The sequence below is a fragment of the Neobacillus drentensis genome, from assembly GCF_036966985.1.
GTDB lineage: Bacteria > Bacillota > Bacilli > Bacillales > Cytobacillaceae > Neobacillus > Neobacillus drentensis_E.
On sequence record NZ_JBALSN010000797.1, the window covers coordinates 1 to 1,805 of the forward strand.

Here is a 1,805-nt window from a genome sequence, read left to right on the forward strand (position 1 = left end):
AAAATACTAAATTTTAGTATAATTTAGAATATTTGTAAGAATGTGATTGACGATAATAGAATGGTTTATTAAAATATATAACAGACTATAGTCTGTGAAATTATTGATGTCTTATTAGTTGTAAGCGCTTAGCATTGAGGTGATGTTTATTCGTATTTTCTTATTCTCCTATTATTAGATACACCAAACAATTAAGGATTTTATTCTAGCAGATAACTGCTGAAAGGGGTTGCTTTATGAATAAAGGTCGCGTTCTATTCGCAAGCGTTTCTGGTTCTGTTATTGAATGGTATGATTTCTATCTATATGGTACTGCCACGGGTCTAGTATTCTCCCATCTCTTTTTTCCCAGTGCAGATCCTGCGATTGCGCTGCTTTTGGCCTTTGCCACATTTGGAGTAGGCTATGCAGCTAGACCAATCGGCAGTCTTATCTTTGGCCATTATGGGGATCGATTAGGAAGGAAAGCAAGTCTTATGCTGACTCTTCTTGGCATGGGCGGAAGTTCCTTGCTTATTGGACTAATCCCGACTTATGAACAGGTCGGACTGTTAGCACCTATTTTATTGGTGCTTTTAAGGTTGATACAAGGTATTGCCCTTGGAGGAGAATGGGGAGGGGCCGTGTTGCTGGCTACCGAATATGCGCCTAAAGGACTCCGTGGNNAGTGCTTGGGACGTTTAGTTTCACATTTATCAGTTCCTTAACGACAGATGCCCAATTTTTAGCTTGGGGATGGAGGGTTCCTTTCCTTTTTAGCGCTGTCCTTATTGCTTTAGCGCTTTGGATCCGAAACGGTATCGAGGAGACTCCTGCTTTTAAACAGCAAAAAGAGAGCGGAGAACTGGCAAAGATTCCAGTAGTAGAAACATTTCGTCATTATTGGAAAAATGTATTTCACTTAATTGGGATGAAACTTGGAGACGGGATGTTCAATGTCTTTTCCATGTCGTTTATTCTTGTATATGCCACTACTCATTTAGGATACTCTAGAGAAACTGCTTTAACCGCTGTCACAATCGGCTGTGCCACTATGATTATTTCCATTCCACTAGTTGGCTATCTTTCCGATTTTATCGGGAGGAAAATTATCTATATCAGTTCTCTAGTAGCGTTTCTCATAATAGCGATTCCTTACTTTACTATCATCCCTAAGGGTACTGTGCCTTTCTATTTTATGCAGGTCATTGTGCTTGGGATTGTTTGGGGAGCGATCTTCTCTACGCAGGGAACCATCTTTTCAGAACTGTTCCCAGCGAAAGTTCGTTATACGGGCTTATCATTCGGGTACCAGGTTTCCGCCGCGCTTGCTGGTTTCGGTCCAATGATTTGGACACCAATGCTAGATAAGTTTGGTCCTTCTCCAATGGCCTTTGGTGGGTTGATGATGGCAGGGTGTGCCTTATCGCTTATCCTATCATTCTTTGTTCCAGATACTAGGAAGATGTCAAAGTATGATGACTCTATAATCCCAATTGAAAATAAGAAAATATCAATCTAATATTAATCACAATCAGGCAGTGGATTTTATCCACTGTCTTTTTCACAGTTTATTGGCGAAGCCTTCGGCAGATGTGAACGATTTGGCCAAAGCAAGATAAAAAATAGAAAGGTAGCTAGTGAAAAAAATCCCATTGCGGTAGATGTAAAAATGTCATAAATTATTCAAATTTCACTGTATTGACAAGAGCATTTATCATTTGTACAATAAATGAAAATGATTATCAATATTATTTAGGGGGAAACATGGTTGTTTAATAAAGTATTAAGTCGCAATATTTTTATAATATCTATATTTATCTTAC

The 1,805-nt window shown here is 38.8% G+C and carries 2 protein-coding genes; both read left to right on the forward strand.

The window, feature by feature from the left end; genetic code table 11:
* Nucleotides 1–236: 236 nt before the first annotated feature.
* Nucleotides 237–707 carry an MFS transporter gene (locus V7659_RS31840; RefSeq protein WP_335543957.1) on the forward strand — a complete coding sequence of 157 codons (471 nt, stop codon included), beginning with the start codon at nt 237–239 and terminating at the stop codon, nt 705–707.
* Nucleotides 668–1,501 (forward strand): MFS transporter, encoded by an 834-nt coding sequence (locus V7659_RS31845; RefSeq protein ID WP_335543958.1) that lies wholly within the window; start codon nt 668–670, stop codon nt 1,499–1,501. The genes V7659_RS31840 and V7659_RS31845 overlap by 40 nt, the downstream gene beginning before the upstream one ends.
* Nucleotides 1,502–1,805: the final 304 nt, after the last annotated feature.